The sequence below is a fragment of the Amycolatopsis sp. NPDC049691 genome (assembly GCF_040675005.1).
Classification (GTDB): Bacteria; Actinomycetota; Actinomycetes; order Mycobacteriales; family Pseudonocardiaceae; genus Amycolatopsis.
In genome coordinates, this window is sequence record NZ_JBFANX010000009.1 from 270354 (window position 1) to 287174 (window position 16821).

The 16821-nt window shown below is 71.3% G+C and carries 22 protein-coding genes; 20 read left to right on the forward strand and 2 right to left on the reverse strand.

Annotated elements, in window-relative coordinates; all coding sequences use genetic code 11:
• Window positions 1-160 precede the first annotated feature (160 nt).
• From AB0J40_RS22560 to AB0J40_RS22635, 16 genes are all read left to right on the forward strand, one after another.
• On the forward strand, window positions 161-529 hold the full coding sequence (locus AB0J40_RS22560; protein ID WP_364456093.1) for a histidine triad nucleotide-binding protein: 369 nt from the start codon (window positions 161-163) through the stop codon (window positions 527-529).
• Between the two features lie 86 nt (window positions 530-615).
• Entirely contained in the window at window positions 616-1689 is a 1074-nt protein-coding gene (locus tag AB0J40_RS22565) for a PhoH family protein (RefSeq protein WP_364456094.1), read from the forward strand.
• A complete protein-coding gene (ybeY, locus tag AB0J40_RS22570) occupies window positions 1686-2246 on the forward strand; it encodes an rRNA maturation RNase YbeY (protein WP_364456096.1) in 561 nt (186 codons plus the stop codon). Before AB0J40_RS22565 ends, ybeY begins: the two co-directional genes overlap by 4 nt.
• A gap of 9 nt (window positions 2247-2255) precedes the next feature.
• Window positions 2256-3602, forward strand: coding sequence for a hemolysin family protein (locus AB0J40_RS22575; protein ID WP_364456098.1), 1347 nt, complete (start codon window positions 2256-2258; stop codon window positions 3600-3602).
• Window positions 3595-3933 (forward strand): cytidine deaminase, encoded by a 339-nt coding sequence (locus AB0J40_RS22580; RefSeq protein ID WP_086679058.1) that lies wholly within the window; start codon window positions 3595-3597, stop codon window positions 3931-3933. The genes AB0J40_RS22575 and AB0J40_RS22580 overlap by 8 nt, the downstream gene beginning before the upstream one ends.
• A complete protein-coding gene (gene era, locus AB0J40_RS22585; protein ID WP_364456100.1) occupies window positions 3930-4826 on the forward strand; it encodes a GTPase Era in 897 nt (298 codons plus the stop codon). The genes AB0J40_RS22580 and era overlap by 4 nt, the downstream gene beginning before the upstream one ends.
• 1 nt (window position 4827) lies before the next feature.
• On the forward strand, window positions 4828-5133 hold the full coding sequence (locus AB0J40_RS22590; protein WP_364456102.1) for a CD225/dispanin family protein: 306 nt from the start codon (window positions 4828-4830) through the stop codon (window positions 5131-5133).
• A 28-nt stretch (window positions 5134-5161) separates the two neighbouring features.
• Entirely contained in the window at window positions 5162-5485 is a 324-nt protein-coding gene (locus AB0J40_RS22595) for a CD225/dispanin family protein (RefSeq protein ID WP_364456104.1), read from the forward strand.
• Window positions 5482-5931, forward strand: a complete 450-nt coding sequence (locus tag AB0J40_RS22600) for a DUF2752 domain-containing protein (RefSeq protein WP_364456105.1) — start codon at window positions 5482-5484, stop codon at window positions 5929-5931. The genes AB0J40_RS22595 and AB0J40_RS22600 overlap by 4 nt, the downstream gene beginning before the upstream one ends.
• 184 nt (window positions 5932-6115) lie before the next feature.
• Window positions 6116-7153, forward strand: coding sequence for an RDD family protein (locus tag AB0J40_RS22605; protein ID WP_364456107.1), 1038 nt, complete (start codon window positions 6116-6118; stop codon window positions 7151-7153).
• A 69-nt stretch (window positions 7154-7222) separates the two neighbouring features.
• Window positions 7223-7663, forward strand: a complete 441-nt coding sequence (locus AB0J40_RS22610; protein ID WP_364456108.1) for a CD225/dispanin family protein — start codon at window positions 7223-7225, stop codon at window positions 7661-7663.
• A gap of 51 nt (window positions 7664-7714) precedes the next feature.
• Window positions 7715-8476, forward strand: a complete 762-nt coding sequence (gene recO / locus AB0J40_RS22615) for a DNA repair protein RecO (protein ID WP_364456110.1) — start codon at window positions 7715-7717, stop codon at window positions 8474-8476.
• 41 nt (window positions 8477-8517) lie between these two features.
• The gene (locus AB0J40_RS22620) at window positions 8518-9333 is read left to right on the forward strand and encodes an isoprenyl transferase (protein WP_364456112.1); all 816 of its coding nucleotides are present in this window, start codon (window positions 8518-8520) and stop codon (window positions 9331-9333) included.
• The gene (locus AB0J40_RS22625) at window positions 9330-9755 is read left to right on the forward strand and encodes a YbjN domain-containing protein (RefSeq protein ID WP_364456114.1); all 426 of its coding nucleotides are present in this window, start codon (window positions 9330-9332) and stop codon (window positions 9753-9755) included. The genes AB0J40_RS22620 and AB0J40_RS22625 overlap by 4 nt, the downstream gene beginning before the upstream one ends.
• Before the next feature lie 118 nt (window positions 9756-9873).
• Window positions 9874-10875 (forward strand): permease, encoded by a 1002-nt coding sequence (locus AB0J40_RS22630; protein WP_364456116.1) that lies wholly within the window; start codon window positions 9874-9876, stop codon window positions 10873-10875.
• Window positions 10872-11711 carry a TIGR03943 family protein gene (locus AB0J40_RS22635; RefSeq protein WP_364456118.1) on the forward strand — a complete coding sequence of 280 codons (840 nt, stop codon included), beginning with the start codon at window positions 10872-10874 and terminating at the stop codon, window positions 11709-11711. The genes AB0J40_RS22630 and AB0J40_RS22635 overlap by 4 nt, the downstream gene beginning before the upstream one ends.
• On the opposite strand, the gene AB0J40_RS22640 is transcribed toward AB0J40_RS22635, so the two are convergent.
• Both AB0J40_RS22640 and AB0J40_RS22645 read right to left on the reverse strand, forming a co-directional pair.
• Window positions 11708-12121: a Fur family transcriptional regulator gene (locus AB0J40_RS22640; protein WP_364456119.1), complete on the reverse strand. Its 414-nt coding sequence runs from the start codon at window positions 12119-12121 to the stop codon at window positions 11708-11710. The genes AB0J40_RS22635 and AB0J40_RS22640 overlap by 4 nt on opposite strands.
• Window positions 12121-12483, reverse strand: coding sequence for a metalloregulator ArsR/SmtB family transcription factor (locus AB0J40_RS22645; RefSeq protein WP_364456121.1), 363 nt, complete (start codon window positions 12481-12483; stop codon window positions 12121-12123). The genes AB0J40_RS22640 and AB0J40_RS22645 overlap by 1 nt, the downstream gene beginning before the upstream one ends.
• A 266-nt stretch (window positions 12484-12749) precedes the next feature.
• Between AB0J40_RS22645 and AB0J40_RS22650 the strand changes: the two genes are divergently transcribed.
• The 4 genes from AB0J40_RS22650 (at window position 12750) to AB0J40_RS22665 (ending at window position 16665) form a co-directional block, all read left to right on the forward strand.
• On the forward strand, window positions 12750-13838 hold the full coding sequence (locus tag AB0J40_RS22650) for a hypothetical protein (protein ID WP_364456123.1): 1089 nt from the start codon (window positions 12750-12752) through the stop codon (window positions 13836-13838).
• The gene (locus tag AB0J40_RS22655) at window positions 13839-14477 is read left to right on the forward strand and encodes a class F sortase (protein WP_364456125.1); all 639 of its coding nucleotides are present in this window, start codon (window positions 13839-13841) and stop codon (window positions 14475-14477) included. It begins immediately after the preceding gene.
• A 76-nt stretch (window positions 14478-14553) separates the two neighbouring features.
• Complete coding sequence (locus AB0J40_RS22660; protein ID WP_364456127.1) at window positions 14554-15192, forward strand: class F sortase; 639 nt, start codon at window positions 14554-14556, stop codon at window positions 15190-15192.
• A gap of 84 nt (window positions 15193-15276) precedes the next feature.
• Entirely contained in the window at window positions 15277-16665 is a 1389-nt protein-coding gene (locus tag AB0J40_RS22665) for a glycine--tRNA ligase (RefSeq protein WP_364456129.1), read from the forward strand.
• The last annotated feature ends 156 nt before the right edge of the window (window positions 16666-16821 follow it).

The following is a 16821-nucleotide window of genomic DNA, read 5'->3' on the forward strand; positions in this document are numbered from 1 at the left end:
CCTCGCTTCGCTTCGGTCCTGGGCCGCTTCGCGTTCGTTGTGTCTTCTGGGGGTCAAACCCCCAGACCCCCAGCCGGGGGCTTCGCCCCCGGACCCCCCGCGGCTTTTGCTCGGTGTCCGTGTGTGCCGCGTCTTGCCTTCGTCGATAGGGTCTCTCCTCATGAGCGACAGTGAGGCTGAAACTCTCTTCGAGCGGATCATTGCCGGGGAGATCCCCGCTGACGTCGTCTACCAGGACGACACCACCTTCGCCTTCCGCGACATCCGGCCTCAGGCGAAGGTGCACGTGCTCGTCGTGCCCAAGAAGCGGTACCGGAACCTCGGGGAGCTGGCCGCCGGGGACCCGCAGCTCCTCGCCGATGTCGCCCTCACCGCCCGGAAGGTCGCCGAGCTCGAGGGCATCGCCGAGAGCGGGTACCGCGTGGTCTTCAACACCGACTCCGATGCCGGGCAGACCGTCTTCCACGTTCACGCCCATGTCCTGGGTGGGGAGCCGCTGGGGCTCTTCGGGGCTCCGGACGAGGACTAGGGAAACCGGCCTGCGTTCTGTCGGTGGGTGCCAGTAGCATCGGTGGGGTCCGTTCTCCCTCACCGAGAAAGCAGGCCTGAGGCCACGTGGCCGGAACCGTACCGGGTGGTGCCGCCCGACCCGACGTCCCCGGGGACGTCGCCAAGACCGAGGATGCCTCCGTCCAGGCTGCGCAGTCCCGGTTCCCCATTCCCGACGCCGCCGCGCTCAGCCTGCTCGGTTCCCGCGACGAGAACCTGCGCGTCGCCGAGGAACTCCTCGCCGCCGACGTGCACGTCCGCGGCAACGAGGTCACGCTGACGGGCACCCCCGCCGACGTCGCCTTCGCCGAACGCGTCTTCGCCGAGCTCGTCCAGCTCGCCGGCGGCGGCCAGCAGGTCGGCCCCGACACCGTCCGGCGCACCGTCGGCATGCTGTCCACCGGCGACGCCTCGCCCGCCGAGGTGCTCAGCCTCAACATCGTCTCCCGGCGCGGCAAGACCATCCGGCCCAAGACGCTCAACCAGAAGCGCTACGTCGACGCCATCGACAAGCACACCGTCGTCTTCGGCATCGGCCCCGCCGGCACCGGCAAGACCTACCTCGCCATGGCCAAGGCCGTCCAGGCCCTCCAGGCCAAGCAGGTCACCCGCATCGTGCTGACCCGCCCCGCCGTCGAAGCCGGCGAGCGCCTCGGCTACCTGCCCGGCACCCTCAACGAGAAGATCGACCCCTACCTGCGGCCCCTCTACGACGCGCTGCACGACATGGTCGAACCCGAGTCCATCCCGCGGCTCATGCAGGCCGGCACCATCGAGATCGCGCCGCTGGCCTACATGCGCGGTCGCACCCTCAACGACGCCTTCATCATCCTCGACGAGGCCCAGAACACCACGCCCGAGCAGATGAAGATGTTCCTCACCCGGCTCGGCTTCGGCTCCAAGATCGTCGTCACCGGCGACATCACCCAGGTCGACCTGCCCAGCGGCCAGCGCAGCGGCCTCCGCGTCGTCCGCGACATCCTCCACGGCGTCGACGATCTCCACTTCGCCGAACTCACCAGCCAGGACGTCGTCCGGCACAAGCTCGTCGGCGACATCGTCGACGCCTACGAGAAGTGGCAGGCCGTGCAGGACGCGCAGCAACAGCAGGGCAACGGCTGGAAGGGCACCCGGCGGTGAGCATCGAGATCGCCAACGAGTCCGGCGTCGACGTCGACGAGACCTCCATCGTCTCGGCCGCCCGCTACGCCCTCGACAAGATGGAGGTCAGCCCGCTCGCCGAGCTGTCCATCCTCCTGGTCACCCTCGACGTCATGGAAGACCTCCACGAACGCTGGATGGACCTCCCCGGCCCCACCGACGTCATGGCCTTCCCCATGGACGAGCTCGACTCCAGCCGCCGCCCCGACGCCCCCGACGCGTCCCCGGCGCTGCTCGGCGACATCGTGCTCTGCCCGGCGTTCGCCAAGGACCAGGCCAAGACCGCGGGCCACGCCCTGATCGACGAGCTGCACCTGCTCACCGTGCACGGCTGCCTCCACCTCCTCGGCTACGACCACGCCGAACCCGCCGAGGAACGCGAGATGTTCGCCCTCCAGAAGCGCATCCTCGGCGAGTACCAGGACGCCGTCGCGGCGCTGGAGAAACAGAACGCCCAGCGCAACACCGACGACCGCGTCCTCGGCATCGCCGGGCTGGACGCCACGGCCGAACCAGCCGCCGGGGAAACGCCCTAGCCGCCGGCCATGGTCCAGCTCCTCTTCGCGATCGCGCTCGTGCTCCTCGCGGGCGTGTTCGCCGCGGCCGACGCCGCCATCAGCACCGTGTCGCAAGCCCGGGCCGACGGCCTCGCCCGGCTCGGGCTGCCCGGCGCCCGCCAGCTCTCCGCCGTCGTCGCCGAACGCCGCCGCCACATCAACCTGCTCCTCCTGCTGCGCCTCGGCTGCGAACTCACCGCCACCGTCCTCGTCACGGTGTTCGTCGGCACCCGCCTGGCCCCGCTCGGCGTCGCCGTGCTCGTCGCCGCCGTCGTGATGGTCGTCGTCAGCTACGTCCTCATCGGCGTCGGCCCGCGCACCCTCGGCCGCCAGCACCCCTACCGCATCGGCCGCTACGTCGCCGGGCCCGTCCGCGTCCTCGGCTCGATCCTCGGCCCGCTGTCCCGCCTGCTCATCCTCGTCGGTAACGCCATCACCCCCGGCCAGGGCTTCCGCGAAGGCCCGTTCACCTCCGAAGTCGAGCTGCGCGAACTGGTCGACATCGCCCAGGAACGCGGCGTCGTCGAGGACTCCGAGCGCGAGATGATCCACTCGGTGTTCGAGCTCGGCGACACCGTCGCCCGCGAGGTCATGGTCCCGCGCACCGAGATCGTCTGGATCGAGCGCACGAAGACGGTCCGCCAGGCCTTGGCGCTGGCCCTGCGCACCGGCTTCACCCGGCTCCCGGTGATCGACGAATCCGTCGACGACATCGTCGGTGTCGTCAACATCAAGGACCTCATGGCCGGGTACCTGGACCCGGACGGCGCGAGCACCGTCGTCAGCACGCTGATGAACGAAGCCTCCTTCGTCCCCGACTCGAAACGGCTCGACGAGCTGCTCAAGGAAATGCAGCGCTCGCACAACCACATGGCGATCGCCGTCGACGAGTACGGCGGCACCGCCGGCCTGCTCACCATCGAAGACGTCCTCGAGGAGATCGTCGGCGAGATCACCGACGAGTCCGACGCCGACGAGCGCCCCGAGGTCGAGGAGCTGTCCGACGGCGCCGTCCGCGTCTCGTCCCGGATGAGCGTCGACGACCTCGGCGAGCTCTTCGGCATCGACCTCGAAGACCACGACGTGGAGACCGTGGGCGGCCTGCTCGCGGAACGACTGGGTAGGGTCCCGCTGCCGGGGGCCGAAGCCGAGGTCGCCGGCCTTCGGCTGTTCGCCGAAGGGGGCAAGGACCGCCGCGGCCGCATGCGGATCACCACCGTGGTCGTCCACCCGGCCGACGCCGAGGCGATGACCGACCCGGCCGACCGCACGAGCCGGCGGCGCACGCGCCTGCCCCACCCCGACGAACGCGACAGGAGCGTCGAACATGCCTGACCTCGAGGCGGAGGACCAGAAGCTGGTCGTCCTCGCCCGGTCCTCGCGCGCCCGCATCCAGGCCCCCGAGGGCGCCGCGGTCCGCGACACCGACGGCCGCACCTACGCCGCGGGCACGGTCGACCAGCCGTCGTTCAAGCTCACCGCCCTGCAGGCCGCGGTCGCCGCCGCGCTCTCCAGCGGCGCCGAAGGCATCGAAGCCGCCGCCGTCGTCAGCGAAGAAGGCCTGCTCAAGGGCGCTTCCGTGCACGCGGTCCGCGACATCGCGAAGTACGCGCCGATCATCCTCGCCGCCCCGGACGGCACGGTTCTCGAGGTGCTCGAGCGATGACCGAACACCGCTCCGGCTTCGCCTGCTTCGTCGGCCGCCCCAACGCGGGCAAGTCGACGCTCACCAACGCCCTCGTCGGCACCAAGGTCGCGATCACCTCGAGCAAGCCGCAGACCACGCGCCACGCGATCCGCGGCATCGTGCACCGCGAGGACGCCCAGCTCGTCCTCATCGACACCCCCGGCCTGCACCGCCCGCGCACCCTGCTCGGCGAGCGGCTCAACGACATCGTGCACACGACGTGGTCCGAAGTGGACGTCGTCGGCTTCTGCGTGCCGGCGAACGAGAAGATCGGGCCCGGCGACAAGTTCATCGCCGCCGAGCTGCAGAAGATCGCCAAGCGGACCCCGGTCGTCGGGATCGTCACCAAGACCGACCTCGTCCAGCCGCAGCAGGTCGCCGAGCAGCTCCTCGCGCTGCAGCAGGTGATGGACTTCGCCGAGCTGGTCCCGGTGTCCGCGGTGGACGGGTTCCAGGTCGACACGCTGGCGAAGCTGCTGGTCGAGCGGCTGCCGGAAGGCCCGCAGCTCTACCCCGGCGGCGAGCTCACCGACGAACCGGAGCAGACGCTGGTCGCCGAGCTGATCCGCGAGGCGGCGCTGGAAGGCGTCCGCGACGAGCTGCCGCACTCGATCGCCGTCACCGTCGAGGAGATGCTGCCCCGCGAAGGCCGCGACGACCTCATCGACGTGCACGCGTTCCTCTACGTGGAGCGGCCCAGCCAGAAGGGCATCATCCTCGGGCACAAGGGGGAGCGGCTGCGCGAGGTCGGCGCCACCGCCCGCAAGCACATCGAGCGGCTGCTCGGTTCGAAGGTCTACCTCGACCTGCACGTCAAGGTGGCCAAGGACTGGCAGCGCGACCCCCGCCAGCTGCGCCGGCTCGGGTTCTGACGTGAGCGAGCAACCCCGGCCGCCCGCCGACTACAACCCGGGACCCCCGCCCGCGAGCCACCTGGTCTGGGGGATCGTCAGCGCGATCCTGTGCTGCCTGCCGTTCGGCGCGCTGTCGATCTACCAGGCCGCGAAGGTCGAAAAGCTGTGGGCGCAGGGCAACCCGGAGGCCGCGCACGAGGCGGCCCGCGACGCCCGGCGGTGGGCGATCGTCGCCGCCGTCGCCGGCGCCGTCCTGTGGGTCGCGGCGATCGTGACGGTCGTGCTCCTCTTCGGAACGCTCACCGACGACACCGCGTCGAACTGACGCAGGCTCGGCGGCAGGAGGCGATCCGGTGACCCACCCCCACCCGCAGTACCCCCACTACGGCTGGCAGCCCAACTACGGGCCGCCACCGGAGAACAACCTGGTCTGGGCGATCCTCTCGACGCTGATGTGCTGCATGCCGTTGGGTATCGTCGCCATCGTGAAGGCGAACCAGGTCAACACGCTGTGGTTCCAGGGCTTCCACGCCGAAGCGCATCGGGCCGCCGACGAAGCCCGCAAGTGGGCGATGTGGTCGGCGATCTCCTTCGGCATCCTGATCGCGCTCTACCTGGTGTTCATCGTGGTCATGTTCGCCTTCGTCGGCGTTTCCTTCTGGAGCCTGCTGCCATGACGACCGTCTACACGGGATACCCGGCCCGCGGCGCCAAAGCGAAGCTGCGCGCCCTCGGCGCCCCGATGGCCGTCGTGGGCGGGCTCGGCGCGTGCTGCGTGGCGGTCTGGCTCGGCGACCCCACCACCCCCGGCGGCTGGCTCCCGATCTGCCCGACCAAGGCGCTGTTCGGCATCGACTGCCCCGGCTGCGGCGGCATGCGGATGGCCTACAGCCTGATGCACGGCGACCTTCCCGCGGCCCTGCACTACAACGCGGTGTCGCTCGTCTTCGTCCTCCTCTTCGTGTGGAGCACCATCGCCTGGACGGCCGGGCGGCTGCGCGGCCGCTGGGTCAACAGCTGGCTGCACTGGCGCTGGACCCCGTTGACCGCCGGTGTCGTGTTCGCCGTCTGGTTCGTCATTCGCAACCTCCCGTTCGCCCCGTTCACCAGCCTGCACGTCTGATTCGGACGGACGGGAACCGCTTCGCCACGCTGCGCGTCGGAGGCAGGTCGGGTTCACCCGGACAGTGGATGCCTGGGCAGCGCGGCCGCAGGTGAACCGAGTACGCTCCCGCGGACCAGTGCCGTACGTCCGGCGCGGTTCCGCACGGAGTGTGCGGTGGAGTGACCAGCGAGGGGGAGACCCAATGACCGATCCCTACGGTCAGCCGTCCTTCGGGCAGCAGCAGCCCGGCGGCCAGCAACCGTTCGGACAACCGCAGCCCGGTCAGGCGCCGCCGCCGTACGGGCAGCCCGCGCCCTTCGGGCAGCCGGCGCCGTTCGGCCAGCCGGGTACCCCCTTCGGCGCGCCGCAAAACTACGCGAACTGGGGCCAGCGCGCGGGTGCCCTGCTGATCGACCAGGCGCCGGTCATCGTCATCTACCTCCTCGCGATCATCCTCTTCGTCTCCGGCGCATACGGGCTCGGCGGAACCCTGTACGGGCTGGGTGCGCTCGCCGGGATCGGCTGGGCCGTCTACAACCGCTGGATCCAGCAGGGCAACACCGGCCAGTCGCTGGGCAAGCGGATCCTCGGCATCAAGCTGATCAGCGAGCAGACCGGGCAGCCGGTCGGCGCCGGGTCCGCGTTCCTGCGCGACCTGTGCCACATCGCCGACGGCGCGGCCTGCTACATCGGCTTCCTGTGGCCCCTGTGGGACGACAAGAGCCAGACCTTCGCGGACAAGATCGTCAGCACGGTCGTGGTGCAGGCCGACGCCGCGCCCGGCCAGTCCCCGTTCGGGCAGCAGCCCGGCGCGCAGCAGCCCTTCGCCGGCGGGTACCCGCCGGCGGGACAGCAGCCCGGCCAGTTCGGCCAGCCGCCGTCCGGCGGGTTCCCGCAGCAGCCGCAGTCCGGGGGCTTCGGCCAGCCCGCGCCGGGCGGTTTCCCGCAGCAGCAGCCGGCTTCCGGCGGGTTCGGCCAGCCGCCCCAGCCGGGCGGGTTCGGGCAGCAGCCGGGCCAGCCGCTCGCCCCGCCGCCGGGCGGCGGGTCCGCTTTCGACGAGGTCGAGCGCACCCAGATGCTCCGCCCGGATTCCGCCGGGGGCGGCGGATCCGCGTTCGACGAGCAGGCCGAGCGGACGCAGATGCTGCGCCCGGAAGGCCAGGGCGACGCCGGGGAGACCCAGAAGATCCAGCCGGGCCAGTTCGGCCAGCCGCCTGCCGACCAGCCGCCGCACCACTGAAGCACGCCTTTCCCGCACCACCGCCGGGGTGACCCGGCGGACGTTCACGAATAGTTGGGGTACCAGTTCATGACCAATCCCTACGGCCAGCAGCAGCCCTACGGCCAGCAGCCGCAGCAGCCCGGTTACGGCCCGCCGTCGGGCGGGATGCCCGCGCCCTACGGCCAGCCCGCGCCGTACGGCCAGCCGCCGTCGGGTGGCTTCGGCCAGCCCGGCTACGGCATGCCCGGCGGCGGCGACATCAACGCCATCAAGGACTACAAGGGCTGGGCGATCGCCTCGCTCTTCCTGGGCGGCCTGATCCTCGGCATCTTCGCGATCATGAAGTCGAACGAGGTCGGCACGTACAAGATGCAGGGCAACTACATGATGGCGGAGCAGGCGTCGCGCACCACCAAGACGCTCTGCCTGATCTCCACCATCCTGGGCAGCATCGGCTGCGTCGTGGCGATCGTCGCCATCATCATCTCGGCGGTGGCCGTCAGCACCTGCTACGGCTACTACTGCTGATTCCGCGGGGCGCTCCACCCCGGCATCACCCCGAAGTGGGACGATGTCGGGGTGGTGAACCTCTACCGCGACACCGGCGTGGTGTTGCGCACGCACAAGCTGGGTGAGGCCGACCGGATCGTCACCCTGCTGACCCGGCGGCACGGCAAGGTCCGCGCCGTCGCGAAGGGCGTGCGGCGGACCTCGTCGCGGTTCGGGGCCCGGCTGGAGCCGTTCGGCCACGTGGACGTGCAGTTCTACACCGGACGCACGCTCGACGTCATCACCCAGGTCGAGACCGTGGACGCGTTCCAGCTGCCGCTGGTCGCCGACTACCAGCGCTACACCGCGGCCAGCGCGATCGCCGAAACCGCGGACCGGCTCTCGGCCGAAGAGGGCGAGCCGGTGCTCAAGCTCTACCTCCTCGTCTGCGGCGCGCTGCGGTCGCTCGCCGCCGGGGAACGCGACCCGTCGCTCGTGCTCGACGCCTTCTTTCTCCGCGCGATGTCCTACGAAGGCTGGGCGCCCGCGCTCACCGAGTGTGCCCGCTGCGGCCTGCCCGGCCCGCACGTCGCGTTCAGCGTCCCCGCCGGCGGCTCGATGTGCCAGGACTGCCGCGTCCCGGGTTCCGTGCACCCCGCGCCCGAGGTCCTGGACCTGCTCACGGCCCTGCTGCACGGCGAGTGGACGATGGCCGAGGCGACCCTGCCCGGCACCCGCCGCGACGCGAGCGGCCTGGTCGCGGCGCACCTGCAGTGGCATCTGGAGCGGCAGCTCCGCTCCCTGCCCCTCGTCGAGCGACGCGCCCGGGAGAGTGTGGTGCCCGGGCAGTAGGGTCGGGCCTGATCGGTTTCACCCATCCAGGGAGGCTCGCAGTGCTGCGCAGGGGACGCGAGAGCAAGGCGTCGCGATACGAGCTGCGGGCCCCGGATCCGCACCCGTCCGGCGCGAAGCCGCCGGAGATCCCGCGCGAGCTGGTCCCGAAGCACGTCGCGCTGGTCATGGACGGCAACGGCCGCTGGGCCAACCAGCGCGGCCTGCCGCGGATCGAAGGCCACAAGCGCGGCGAAGCGGTGATGATCGACGTCGCCGCCGGCGCGGTCGAGATCGGCGTCAAGTGGCTGTCGGTGTACGCGTTCTCGACGGAGAACTGGAAGCGCAGCCCCGAAGAGGTGCGGTTCCTGATGGGCTTCAACCGCGACACCATCCGCCGCCAGGTCGACTACCTCGGCTCGATCGGCGTGCGCATCCGGTGGGCCGGGCGGCGGCCGAAGCTGTGGGCGTCGGTGATCAAGGAGCTGCAGGCGGCCGAGGAGAAGACCAAGCACAACACGGCGCTGAACATGACGATGTGCGTCAACTACGGCGGCCGCGCGGAGCTGGCCGACGCGATGCGGCGGATCGGGCAGGACGTCGCGGACGGGAAGCTGGACCCGGCCAAGATCAGCGAGAAGACCATCGGCAAGTACCTGTACCAGCCGGACATGCCGGACGTGGACCTGTTCCTGCGGCCCTCGGGCGAGCAGCGGACGTCGAACTTCCTGCTCTGGCAGTCGGCCTACGCCGAGATGGTCTACCAGGACACGCTGTTCCCGGACTTCGACCGGACGCACCTGTGGCGCGCGTGCCTGGAGTTCGCGAAACGGGACCGCCGCTTCGGCGGGGCGGTCGACCAGGCGGCCTCGTCGTGAGCGCGACCGAGGCGGCGGAGACCGCGGAACTGCTGACGCAGGCGAAGGACGCGCTCGAGCGGTACCTCGAGGTGCGGGTCGACGACGACGGCGCGCTGACGTTCTCCCACGGCGACGTCCCCTGCGTGATCCAGGCGACCCGACTCGGCGAGGGGCTCACCGTGCTGTCGCTGACCTGCGTGGTCGGCTGGGACCTGCCGGACCGGCCCGACCTGTCGGTCGCGGTCGCCGAGCGGGCCGGCCAAGGGCTCTTCGGCACGCTCGGGGTCGGGCATTCGGACAGCGGGCTCGACGTGACGCTGCGGTACGCGTTCCCGGCGGCGGGCCTCGACGCGGTGGCGCTCGGGACGTTGCTGATGTTGGTGGTGTCGACGGCCTCGCAGCTGAGGACCGAGCTGCCGGGGATCGTGCCCGGCGAGTAACCCACACGGGCTTTTTCGGGCCCGCGAACGGTAAATCTCGGTCGGAAACCGGCCTTTTCCCACCGTTCGCGGATGTGCGGTGCTCTCGCTGTCGGACCCGGCTGGCATCATCGCCGTCGTGAACATCGTTTCCGATTCGCCCCGGCGCACCCGCCGGTTCCGGATCAGCTCGGTCGAGGTGCTGTGTGCGGTCCTGCTGGTCGCGATCCTCGGCCAGGGCTGGCTGCAGCAGGCCTTCGACGTGCCCGCGCTGCGCACGGGTTCGACCGTGTTCGTCGCCGTCTGCGTGCAGGCGCTGCCGTTCCTCGTGCTGGGTGTGCTGATCAGCGGGGCCATCGCCGCGTTCGTGCCGGCCCGGGTGCTGGAGAAGGTGCTGCCCCGGCGGGCCGGGGCGGCGGTCGGCGTGGCGGGGCTGGCCGGTGTCGCGCTGCCGGGGTGTGAATGCGCGTCGGTGCCGGTGGCGCGCCGGCTGATGGGCCAGGGCGTGGCCCCGGCGGCGGCGTTGACGTTCCTGCTGGCGGCGCCGGCGGTGAACCCGGTGGTCCTGGTGGCGACGGCGGTGGCGTTCCCGGGCAAGCCGGAGATGGTGCTGGCGCGCTTCGCCGGTTCGCTGGCGACGGCGATGGTGATGGGCTGGCTGTGGGCCCGCTGGGGCAAGCTGGAGTGGATCACCGAACGGGCGTTGCGGCGCCTGCCCGACGTCGCCGGCGGGCAGCGCTGGCGGGTGTTCGCGGAGACGGCCCGCACGGACCTGGTCGAGGCGGGCGGCTTCCTGGTGCTGGGCGCGCTGATCTCGTCGGCGCTGAACGTGCTGGTGCCGGCCCGGTGGTTCGGGGTGCTGGGCGACCAGCTGGTGCTGGGCATCGTGGTGATGGCGGTGCTCGCGGTGGTCCTCGCGCTGTGCAGCGAGGCGGACGCGTTCGTGGCGGCTTCGCTGACGGCGTTGCCGCTGCTGCCGAAGCTGGTGTTCCTGGTGGTGGGGCCGGCGGTGGACGTGAAGCTGTTCGCGTTGCAGGCGGGGACGTTCGGGAAGTCGTTCGCGGTCCGGTTCGCCCCGGTGACGTTCGTGGTGGCGGCGGCGTGCGCCGTGGTGGCCGGGCTGGTGGTGGGGGTGGCGTGAAGCGCGAGACGCAGAACATCCTGCTGGTGCTGCTGGGCGGCGCGCTGGTGAAGATCGCCCTCAACGGCGACTACCTGCGGTACGTGAAGCCGGCGCAGCAGCCGTGGGTCATCGCGGGCGGAGCGGTCATGGTCCTGCTCGGCGCGGTGGCGATCGTGCGTGATCTGCTTGCGGCACGGGCAAAAGCGGCGGCCATCGCGGAGCCGGGCGGGCACCTCGACCATGGTCCGGCCGCGCTTGATCGCGGCGGGGCCGGCACCGCCGGCGCAGAGTCGGCCGGCCTCGAGCGCGGCGCCCTCGCCGCGGCCGGGCACGACCACGCCGGCCACTCCCACTCGGCGCGGTCGGCCTGGCTGCTGCTGGTGCCGGTGCTGGCGGTCTTCCTCGTCGCCCCGCCGGCACTGGGTGCCGACTCGGTCATCCGCACCGAAGCGCGGGTCCCGTCGAGCGCGGCCGCCGCCAACGCGGCCGCGTTCCCGCCCCTGCCGGCCGGGAACGTCGTGCCGCTGAGCGTCAACGAGTTCGTCAGCCGCGCGGGCTGGGACGCCTCCGGCACCCTCGACCGCCGCACGATCTCGCTGACCGGCTTCGTCGTGCACACCGGCGGCACCACGCTGCTGGCCCGCCTGGTGATCAGCTGCTGCGCGGCGGACGCGTTCCCGGTGACGGTCCACCTCCGCGGCGGCGAGGCCGATCACCTGGCCAGCGACGCCTGGATCCAGGTGACGGGCCAGGTCGTCCCGGGCACGGCCACGAAGGACAACAGCTACACGCCGGACTTCACCTTGGCGTCGATCGCGACCGTCCCGGCGCCGAAGGACCCGTATGAGTACTAGTGCTCCGCGCAGGTGCCGGTGATCTCGACCGTGTGGGAGATCTGCGAAAAGCCGTGCTCGGCCGCGATCTTCTCCGCCCAGCGCTCCACCGCCGGCCCCTCGACCTCCACCGTGCGGCCGCACAGGCGGCACACCAGGTGATGGTGGTGGTGCGCCGAGCAGCGGCGGTAGATCGCCTCGCCCGAGTCCGTGCGCAGCACGTCGATCTCGCCGGCCTCCGACAGCGACTGCAGCGTGCGGTACACCGTCGTCAGCCCGATGCCGTCGCCGCGTTTGCGCAGCTCGTCGTGCAGTTCCTGGGCCGAACGGAAGTCGTCGATCCTGCTCAGCAGCTCGACGACCGCCGCCCGCTGGCGGGTCGATCGGCGGCCGGGCACGGGGGCCTGGCTGCGCGGTGCGGCGGCGTTCATCACTTTCCTTCCTGCACGTGCGCGACGGCGTCGACGACGATGTGGGCGAGGTGGTCGTCGGCGAGCCGGTAGACGACCTCGCGGCCGCGACGCTCGCCCTGGACCACGCCGGCCGTCTTCAGCACCCGCAGGTGCTGGCTGATCAGCGGCTGGGCGACGTCGAGGGCGTCCACCAGCTCGTGCACGCACCGGTCGGCCGCGCGCAGCTGCAGCACGATCGCGATCCGGACCGGCGCCGCCAGCGCGCGCAGCAGGTCGCCCGCGTCCGTCAGGACCGACGCGGCGGGGTGCGCCGGCGCCGCGGCCGCCGGGGCGCACTCCGCGAGTCCCGGCTCGGCGTCACTCCCGGTCACCGTCGCCATACCCGCCTCCACCCTCGTCGCCACGACATGAATTCCGTAGTCATTGCCGATAACGGCACGGCCCATCCTAGTGTTCCCCCGGACGTGGCCCCGTTCCGTCACCTCGCCTGCGGACTACGGCGGTTTGTACTACCCCGTTCGGGTGAGTTCGTGGGATATTGGCTCTTCGGCTTCGCATGTCGTGGCCGACGGTGCAAGGTGGTCGCGGAGCGTTTCGTCGCTTCTCGTACGCTGGCGACCCGCCCGAGCAGACGCAGTGGGGAGACATGACCCGTTTCGTGACGAAAGCAGCCGTCCTGGCGGCGGCCGTCCTCTTCCCGCTGGCCGGCACCGGGGTCGCCGGGGCGCAGAGCCAGGCCGTCGACGAGAAGACCGGCCCGGTCTCCTTCGCCAACATCGCGTCGGTCCGGATCGGCGGCGAGGGCCAGCGCGGCGGCGCCCTGATCACCGAGACCCAGCGCTCCCCGCTGCTGCCCGGCCAGTCCAAGCTCGGCACCGACCGGGTCACGGTGCCCAAGGACGACGGCGAGCGCGCCACCTTCGGCGGGCACTACCAGATCGACCTCGGCCGCTACACCGGCGGCAACCCGTACCCGGCGGGCGTCGCGAGCCGGGACCACAACGTCGTCGCCGCGCTGCAGGCGACCACCGTGCCGACCGCCGTCGCCGAGACGAACTATGCCCTGCGCGACAACTGGCAGGGCGGTGCGAAGGCGTCCGACAACACCGTGCTGGTGCTCGAAGGCGCGAAGACGTCGGTGGACTGCACCGCGCCGGGCAAGCTCACCGGCACGTCGGTGGTGAACCGGCTGTGGGTGCGCCAGGGCGGCGGGCTCGGCATCGTCCCGATGCCCGGCGGCAACGCGGGGCTCGAGCTGAAGAACCTGCGGCTCGGGCCGCCCGGCGACATCACGAACGCCAGCAAGGACACGACCGTCTCCGACCTGCGGCTGACCCGCGTCGCCGCGTTCGACCAGCTGATCCGCCAGGACGGCTGGCGCGGGGGCGACTACACGGCCGTCGCCGGCTGGCGCGTCGAGATCACCACGCACGTCAAGGACGCCGCCGGCGCCGCGCTGCAGGACGTGCAGACGAACATCGTGCTCGGCGGGGTCAGCTGCTCGGTGCCGAAGGGCTTCGTCGCGAAGGCGGCGGGCAGCACCGGCGGCGGCACGGGCGCCACGCAGGCCCCGGTGCCGACGCAGGTCCCGGCCGGGTACCTGGGCGCGGCCGCGCCCGACACCGGCGGTGACGGCTCGCGCGTCCCGCTCGGCATCGGCCTGCTGTTCGGCGGGGTGTTCTTCGCGGCCGTCGCGCTGCTGCTCGGCAGGCGGCGCAGGACCGGGACGGACTAGGTGCTGCGCACCGGGCTGGCCGCCGTCTCGGCGGCGCTGGCCGTGGCGGCGTTCGCGGCCGGGGTCATCGTGCTGACCTGGCTTCCGCCCACGACCACGCAGGCCGCCGCGCCGCCGCCCGGCTCGCTGCCGGGGGAGAACGCGGCTCCGGCCGTGCTGCCGGCCGACAGCGAGTCGGCCGCGCAGCAGCGCCCGGGCACGGTCCGGCTGCCCGACGGCGCGACCGCCCGCCTGGTCCGCACGGAGCTCACCGACCGCGGCGTCCTGCCGATCCCGCGCGGCCTGGGCGACGCGGCCTGGTGGGGCGCGAAGCTGGGCGCGGCGCAGGGGGCGGCGCTGCTGTCCGGGCACGTGAACTGGGAGGGGCGGCGCGGCCCGTTCGACGAGCTGTGGCGCATGCGCGACGGCGACGAGGTGAGCGTGGTCGACGCCCGCGGCGGCCGCTGGGTGTACCGGGTCGACGACGTGGTGACGCTGCCGAAGGAGGCGCTGCCGGAGCAGGCCGCGAAGTGGTTCGGCCAGACCGGGCCGCACCGGCTGGTCCTGGTCACCTGCGGCGGCGACTACGTGGGCGGCACCGAGGGCTACGACGAGAACCGCCTGGTCACGGCCACGCTGGTGACGCGCCCGGCGGGCTGAGCCGAGTCCGGTGCAACCTCCCGCACCCGTCACCGCATGTGCACCTTCGCAACGGCACGACCAGCGAAGGAGCAGCATGCAGGAGCGGAACCCGGCGGAGAAGAACGGCTCCGGCCGCTGGTGGATCGTGGGGGTCACCGGCGCGTTCGTCGTCGCGGCGCTCGTCGCCACCCTGCTCATCTTCACCGGAAAGGATGAACCCGCCGGTGCGAACGGCACCCCGGCGCCCACCACGGCCGCCGAGCAGCCCGTCGCCCGGGACGCCGGCCGCGCGCCCGCGACCCTCGCCCTCCCCGGCGGCGGCACCGCGAAGCTCGTCCAGGAAGACCTCGACGCGAACGGTGCCCTCAAGATCCCCGAAGGGCTCGACGAAGCTGCCTGGTGGGGCGCGAAGCTCGGTGCCGACCACGGCGTCGCCCTGCTCTCCGGGCACGTCAACTGGAAGGGCAAGAAGGGCCCCTTCATGGAGCTTTGGCAGGTCGAACGGGGGCAGGAGGTCAAGCTGACCGACGCCGTCGGCGGGGCCTGGGTGTACCGGGTCGACACCACCGAGACCATCCACAAGTCGGAGCTCGCCGGCCGCTCGGAGCAGCTGTTCGACCCCGACGGCCCGCACAAGCTGCTCCTGGTCACCTGCGGTGGCGAGTACGTCGGCGGCACCGAGGGCTACGAGGACAACCGGGTCGTGACGGCGTCGCTGGTGTCGCGGCCCTAGCCTGCGCGAAAAGGGCTCGGCCCCGGCGGATACCCTGGACGTTCTAGTCCGATAACCGTCCCCGCAAGCTTTCCGGAGCGTGGAGTGCCCACGAACACCATCGATACCGTAGTCAGCCTGTGCAAGCGCCGTGGTTTCGTCTTCCCGAGCGGGGAGATCTACGGCGGTACCCGCTCGGCCTGGGACTACGGACCGCTCGGGGTCGAGCTCAAGGACAACATCAAGCGCCAGTGGTGGAAGACCGTGGTCCAGGGCCGCGACGACGTCGTCGGCCTCGACTCCTCGGTCATCCTGCCGCGCCAGGTGTGGGTGGCTTCGGGGCACGTCAACGTGTTCACCGACCCGCTGATCGAGTGCCTCTCGTGCCACAAGCGGTTCCGCGCCGACCAGCTCGCCGAGGAGTACGAGGCGCGCAGCGGCAAGCAGACGTCCGAGGACGACCTGTCCGACGTGCCGTGCCCGAACTGCGGCACGCGCGGCGAGTACACCGCGCCGCGGGACTTCAACATGATGCTGAAGACCTACCTCGGCCCGGTGGAGTCCGAAGAGGGCCTGCACTACCTCCGCCCGGAGACCGCGCAGGGCATCTTCGTGAACTTCTCGAACGTCCAGACGACGTCGCGGATGAAGCCGCCGTTCGGCATCGGCCAGATCGGCAAGTCGTTCCGCAACGAGATCACACCGGGCAACTTCATCTTCCGGACGCGCGAGTTCGAGCAGATGGAGATGGAGTTCTTCGTCGAGCCGGGCGAGGACGAGACCTGGCACCAGTACTGGATCGACGAGCGCACGAAGTGGTACACCGACCTCGGCATCAAGGCCGAGAACCTGCGCCACTTCGAGCACCCGAAGGAAAAGCTCTCGCACTACGCGAAGCGCACCGTCGACATCGAGTACCGCTTCGCGTTCAACGCGGGCCAGGAGTGGGGCGAGCTGGAAGGCATCGCCAACCGCACCGACTTCGACCTGACCACGCACTCGAACCACTCGGGTCAGGACCTGTCGTACTTCGACCCGACGTCGAAGCAGCGGTACCGCCCGTTCGTCATCGAGCCGGCGGCCGGTGTCGGGCGGTCGATGATGGCGTTCCTGATCGACGCCTACTACGAGGAAGAGGTGCCGAACGCCAAGGGCGGCACCGACAAGCGCGTGGTGCTGAAGCTCGACCCGCGGCTGGCGCCGTTCAAGGCCGCGGTGCTGCCGCTGTCGCGCAACGCCGACCTCACGCCGAAGGCGAAGGCCGTCGCCGAGCTGCTGCGCAAGCACTGGAACGTCGACTTCGACGACGCCGGCTCGATCGGCAAGCGCTACCGCCGCCACGAGGAGATCGGCACGCCGTACTGCGTGACGGTCGACTTCGACAGCCTCGAGGACAACGCCGTCACGGTCCGCGACCGCGACAGCATGGCGCAGGAGCGCGTCGCGATCGACAAGCTCGAGTCGTACCTCGCCGGGCGCCTGATCGGCTGCTGAGCCACCCGGAGCCGGCTTGCTGATCCGACCGAAAGCAGGCGGATACGGACCGCAGCTGATTCGCTGCAACGACCCGTTTCCGCCGTGGCTGCCGGTCGGATCAGCAATGATCGGCGCAGTACCCCTGACACCTGTCACGGTCAGTTCGTGACGCAC